This window comes from Corallococcus sp. CA047B (genome assembly GCF_003612065.1).
GTDB classification, from domain to species: Bacteria; Myxococcota; Myxococcia; order Myxococcales; family Myxococcaceae; genus Corallococcus; species Corallococcus praedator.
Genome location: NZ_RAWD01000468.1, coordinates 1 through 5,505, shown reverse-complemented (window position 1 = coordinate 5,505; position 5,505 = coordinate 1). Strand labels below are relative to the sequence as shown.

Genomic DNA, 5,505 nt, shown 5'->3' with positions numbered 1-5,505 from the left:
CCGCCGGAGCCTGAACCGGAACCCGAGCCGGAGCCCGCCCCCGCGCCCGAGGAAGCCTCCCAGTCCGCCGAGGACCCGAACTCGGGTGGCTCCGAGGAGCCGCAGCCCGACGAGGGCTCGAACGAGTACGTCCCGGAGCCCCAGCCGGACAACGGCGGCGCGATGGCGTCGCTGGCGGACAAGAAGAAGTTCGTCCCGCTCATCGTCATGGGCGTGGTGGGACTGACCTTCCTGGTGTTGATGATCGCCGTGCTCGCGGGCGCCTGAGCCTTCCGGCCCGGCGTCCCTGTCGCGAGCGACGGTCCGCCCGGGCTTCCCCGGGCGGCGGAAAAACGAAGGGCCCCCAGACGGGGGCCCTTGAAACTACCGGCCGGAGGAGATGCGCGCGACCGGCTGGATGTTCAGCTCGGGCGACAGCTCCTGGTAGCTGAGGATGGAGAACGAGGGCGTGAACTCGTACTCCAGCAGCTTGCGCACATACCGACGGATGTCCATCGCCGTGAGGATGACGGGGCGCTGGGCGCTGGGCGGCAGGTGTCCGCACTCGGAGCGCACCGCGCTGACGATCTCCTGGGCGATCTCCGGCTCCAGCGCCAGGTGGGCGCCCGCGGAGGTGCGCTTGATGGAGCTGCGGATGGCCTCCTCGATGTTCGGATCCAGCAGGTACACCACGAGCGTGCCGGTGCCGCGCGCGTACTTGTGGGAGATGTAGCGGCGCATCGAGGCGCGGACATGCTCGGTGAGCATGACGTTGTCGGCCTCCACCTGCCCGTACTCCGACAGGGACTGGAGGATGCCGCGCAGGTCGCGGATGGAGATCTCCTCCTCCACGAGCCGCCCGAGGATGTCCGTCAGCTTCAGCACGTTGACGATCTTCGGGACGACTTCCTTCACGATGGCCGGGAACGCCTTCTCCAACTGCTCCAGCATCGTCTGCGTCTCCTGCACGCCCATGAACTCGCGGGCGTTCTTCCGCAGGATGGCCGCGGTGTGCAGGATGATGTAGCCGGGCACGTCCCAGGTGGTGAGGCCCGCGGACTCCAGCGTCTCCCGGAACTGCTCCGGCACCCACGCGGCCGGCTGGCGCGTCGCGGGGTTGATGGCCTCGAAGCCGGGGATGTTCATCAGCTTGAGGCGGTCCACCGTGTCGTTCACCAGGATGTGGCCCAGGGTGGCCTGGCCGGTGACGACGGGGACTTCGTTGATCTGGATCTGGTAGGCCCCGGGAGGCAGGCCGCCGTTGCCGCGCGCTCGCACGCCGGGGAAGCGGACGCCCAGCTCCACGAAGAGGCCGTCGCGCATGAACGGGATGAGTTCGAAGAGGAACTTGCCGCCGTCCTGCCGCGAGTCCACGAAGGGCACCAGCGCGTCGGACACCTCCAGCACGATGGGGGTGACGACGGGGATGAACAGCTCCGAGTCCGGGTTGAGCTGCTCCTTGGGCGCCGGCTCCGACGACACGGGGGTGCCGAAGCTGGACTCCATCGCGGGGCCCGCCTCCTCGGCGGCCTGATCCGCGTCCTTCTTCTTCATCATCGTGTACGCGCCGAAACCCGCGCCCGCGCCGAGGATGAAGAACGGAATCTTGGGCAGACCGGGGATGAGGCCCAGGCCCACGAGCATGGCCGCCGCGATGGCGATGGCCTTCGGGTAGGCGGTGAGCTGGCTGCCCACGTCCTTGCCCAGGTGCGCCCCCTCCTCCTCGCCGCCCACGCGCGTCACCAGGATGCCGGCGCAGGTGGAGATGAGGATGGCGGGAATCATGCCGACCAGACCGTCACCGATGGTGAGCAGCGTGTACTTCTGCGCCGCGTCCGCCGCGGCCATCCCCTTCTGGGTCACGCCGATGATCAGGCCGCCCACGATGTTGATGACCGTGATGATGATGGACGCGATGGCGTCGCCCTTCACGAACTTCATGGCGCCGTCCATGGCGCCGAAGAGCTGGCTTTCGCGCTCCAGGTCGCGGCGCTTCTTCTTGCCCTGCTCCTGATCGATGGAGCCCGCGCGCATGTCCGCGTCGATGGACATCTGCTTGCCGGGCATCGCGTCCAGGGTGAAGCGCGCGGCCACTTCGGCGACGCGCTCCGAGCCCTTGGAGATGACGATGAAGTTCACCACCACCAGGATGAGGAAGAGGATGGCGCCGACGACGAAGTTGCCCTGCACCACGAAGTTGCCGAACGCCACCACCACTTCGCCAGGGTCGCCGGTGAGCAGGATGAGTCGGGTGGTGGAAATGGTGAGCGACAGGCGGAACATCGTCGTGATCAGCAGCACCGTCGGGAACACCGACAGCTGCAGCGCGCCTGGCACGTAGAGGGAGATGAGAAGAAGTATGACCGAGATGCTGATGTTCAGCGTCAGCAGGATGTCCAGCAGGAACGTCGGCAGCGGGACGATCATCATCCCAACGATGGCCACGACGACCACCGCCAGGACGATATCGGAGTACTTGTTCAGGAAGCTGTTGGGATCGCCGGTCATCGTCGGGGCGCCATCCTAGTCCGGGCCGGCCCTGGTTCCCAAGGGGGGGTACGCCCTCCCCTGGAAAGGGAGGAGGCCTGCGCTAGGACTAGGCGTCGTCCTCGGGCGCCTCGGACTCGCCGACGTCCTCGGCGCTCTCCATGGCCGCGGCGGCGAGCATGCGCGCACGGGCACTCAGCGGGTCCTTGCCCTCGGGGTCCAGCGCCACCGCGCGGTTGAAGTCCTGGGCCGCTTCCATCACCCGCCCCTGGCGCAGCGCGGCCTCGCCCCGGTTGACGAAGGGGGTCAGGTCCGTGGGGTCCAGTTCGATGGCGCGGTTGAAGCAGTCCACCGCCAGATCCAGATCCTCCAGCGCCAGGTGGCAGGCGCCCAGGGCCGTGTGGAAGTACGCCTCCGACGCGTCCAGCGCGAGGAGGGTCTCGAAAATGGCCAGTGCCTCGCTGAACCGCCCGTCCTGGAAGAGGTTGAAGCCCTCGGTGGCCCGTTCGAGCATCTCGGCTGCAGACAGGGGCTTCTCGTTGTCGTGCATCACCGTGGCCTTGGATTCGGTCGTCATCAGCGCGGGTCCCTCACAGGGAGGACAGGAGGACGTTGCCCGCAACCGACCACCAGTGGACAGGGGTGGCTTCGGGCGCGGACAGCTTAGTCTGTTATCGGGGCAACCTCCAAAGAGGGTGCGTCCCGCGTGATCGACCCGGCTTTCCCGCCCCCCCTTTTCTGGCGGGAAAAAAGATCAGAAAATGGGGACGAAACTTCCGGACCCCGATCCCCCATAATCCTTTTGTAAGCAGCTTCGCAGCGCACCCACCCGCTACCAAATCTGGAGACACCCCATGTCCAACGCTACCGTCGCCGGCGCCGCCATCTCGAAGGCCTTCAACACCAGCCAGGGCCTGAACGCCACCGAGCAGGCGTCCCTGAAGGGCCTCACGGGCGATGACCGTACCCGCGCCGAGGCTCAGCTGATGCTCCAGAAGCAGCAGGAGGCCGTTGCCTTCGCCTCCAACATCATGAAGAAGCTGAACGAGATCGCGATGTCGATCATCGGCAACATGAAGTAATCCTGCCGCTTCCTGGCAGAGAGAGCCGGCCCTCCTTCACTGGAGGCCGGCTCTTCGCTTTTGCGGGCCTGCCTTCGTCCACCCCACCTCCCCCGCAAGCACGACGGCCCGGACCCACGCCAGGAGCGTGCGACCGGGCCGCGAACGGTGGAGCGGGGCGGAGGCTTCGGGCGCTACGGCTTCGACGGCTTGCCCTGGACCCGGTCCGCCTGCTGCTTGAGCGCGAGCAACGTCCCGCGGGCCCGCTGCGTGGAGCGGCGCTGCAGCGACGGATCATTCTGGATGGCGCGGCTGAAGTCCGCGAGCGCGGCGGGGACGTTTCCCCGGCGCAGGTGGATTTCGCCCCGACCCACGAGCGCATCCCCGTTGTCGGTGTTGAACCGCAGCGACTGCTCGAAGGCGTCGAAGGCCTCGTCGAAGCGCTCGAGCGTCATGTACGCGGCGCCGACCTGGCAGTGCAGCACGCTGTCATACGGGGCCGCGGCCACCAGCCCCTTGAAGATGTCCAGGGCCTGGGCCGTCTTGCCCGCCTGCATGATCTGGTGTGCCGTCTGCGCCCAGCGGTAGAGGGTCGCCTGGGGCATCTTCAGGAACTCGCCCAGCGTCACTTCTCCGCGAATCAACCGCGCATCTTCTTCCTGCTGGCGGGACTCTGCGGATGGGGCCTGGGGCGGGGGCTTGGGACTCAACGTGAACCTCCTGACGAGCGGGGCGCCACTCCGCCCCGCTCGCGGGAGGGTGTGGCGACTAGAAGATGATGTTGCGCGGACGCACGGTATCACTCATGCGCGGGATCTGCTTCAGGGCCTTCAGCATGTTGGTGACCGAGTCGAAGGCCTCCGTCATGCCCTTGCGGTGCTTGCTCTTGTCGTACGAGCCACCGAAGTCGTCCACGCGGTTGAACGGGTTGAAGCCGGCGGACTTGGTCTGGGCCAGCGAGTCGAACGTGTTCGTCACCGCGTTGAGGCGGTTCTGCAGCGCGGCCAGCGGATCCTTGTTGCTCTGGGCCAGGGCCGGGTTCGCCGAGCCACCGTAGGTGTGGCTGACGTTGATCTCGTTGCCCTTCTTCAGGATTTCGCCGCCGTTCTCCGAGCCGGTGATCTCCCCGCTCTCGAACGTCCAGTCATCCGTGGACGTGCCCATGGTCACGACGTCCACGGTCTTGTTCTGACCCGCGAAGCGGACCGCCTCGTCCACGGCATCGCGCTTCACCGCGCTGATGGTGCCCTTGCCCTTGTCCAGGTCCTTCACCGACACGTGGTCGTCGCCCATGATGATGTCGAGCGAGCCCGTCACCGTCATGCCGTTGCCGTAGGGCACGGTGTTGACGTTGATGCGGGTGCCGTCGCCCAGGACGAACGTGGTGTCGTTCTTGAAGTCCCACTTGCCGCCGTCGCCCTCGTCGACGTGCGGATCGCCCCACACGCGGGTCTCCTTGCCGTCCGGACCCGTGACCTTCCACTCGAACTGGCCGAGCGGTTCGATGACGTAACCACCCGGGGTGGTGATCTTGTTGTCCTTCACCTCCAGGGAGTAGCGCGCGTTGGCGTTGTCCAGCGGGTTCGGCAGCTCCGTGGGGAAGGCGCCCGAGCTGGCGGAGGCGCTCTTCGTCGTCACCGACTTGCCCATCTGATCGGCCTTGGCGTTCGCCTTGTCCGACTTCGCGGTCGCGCCGGCGATCGCCTTGTCCACCTGGCCCAGCGTCGTCTCGATGAGCTTCGTGTTCTTCGCGATGGTCGCGTCGTTCACAACGCCTTGAGCAGGATTCTTCACGCTGAGGGCCTGGGTGTTCAGGCCGCTGATGTTCGTCGCCATGGGCATCTCCCGGGAAAGGGAAGTCGAGGTCTGGAAAGCGCTACAAAAGATGAACTGGAAGGATTGTCGTGCGCTGGAGGGCAGGAGTTTCGCTCTGAAGGCAACGAATTTTCCAGCCCCGCTCCACCCACCCCTGGAGGCC

General features: G+C 66.6%; 5 protein-coding genes and 1 pseudogene. 2 read left to right on the top strand and 4 right to left on the bottom strand.

What is annotated here, in order from left to right; genetic code table 11:
- A pseudogene (locus tag D7X74_RS43330) lies at positions 1 to 267 on the top strand (FHA domain-containing protein); the annotation flags it as partial.
- Positions 268 to 363: 96 nt separating this feature from the next.
- Here D7X74_RS43330 and sctV read toward each other — a convergent pair.
- Together sctV and D7X74_RS39020 are read right to left on the bottom strand one after the other, a co-directional pair.
- Positions 364 to 2,487, bottom strand: coding sequence for a type III secretion system export apparatus subunit SctV (gene sctV / locus D7X74_RS39025; RefSeq protein WP_120538028.1), 2,124 nt, complete (start codon positions 2,485 to 2,487; stop codon positions 364 to 366).
- Between the two features lie 88 nt (positions 2,488 to 2,575).
- Positions 2,576 to 3,043: a tetratricopeptide repeat protein gene (locus tag D7X74_RS39020; RefSeq protein ID WP_120538027.1), complete on the bottom strand. Its 468-nt coding sequence runs from the start codon at positions 3,041 to 3,043 to the stop codon at positions 2,576 to 2,578.
- Positions 3,044 to 3,320: 277 nt separating this feature from the next.
- On the opposite strand from D7X74_RS39020, the gene D7X74_RS39015 reads away from it, so the two are divergent.
- The gene (locus D7X74_RS39015) at positions 3,321 to 3,548 is read left to right on the top strand and encodes a hypothetical protein (RefSeq protein ID WP_120538026.1); all 228 of its coding nucleotides are present in this window, start codon (positions 3,321 to 3,323) and stop codon (positions 3,546 to 3,548) included.
- A gap of 173 nt (positions 3,549 to 3,721) precedes the next feature.
- On the opposite strand, the gene D7X74_RS39010 is transcribed toward D7X74_RS39015, so the two are convergent.
- Together D7X74_RS39010 and D7X74_RS39005 are read right to left on the bottom strand one after the other, a co-directional pair.
- Positions 3,722 to 4,237 carry a type IV pilus biogenesis/stability protein PilW gene (locus tag D7X74_RS39010; protein WP_233602442.1) on the bottom strand — a complete coding sequence of 172 codons (516 nt, stop codon included), beginning with the start codon at positions 4,235 to 4,237 and terminating at the stop codon, positions 3,722 to 3,724.
- A 58-nt stretch (positions 4,238 to 4,295) separates the two neighbouring features.
- Positions 4,296 to 5,363 (bottom strand): DUF1521 domain-containing protein, encoded by a 1,068-nt coding sequence (locus tag D7X74_RS39005; RefSeq protein ID WP_120538025.1) that lies wholly within the window; start codon positions 5,361 to 5,363, stop codon positions 4,296 to 4,298.
- Between the last annotated feature and the right edge of the window lie 142 nt (positions 5,364 to 5,505).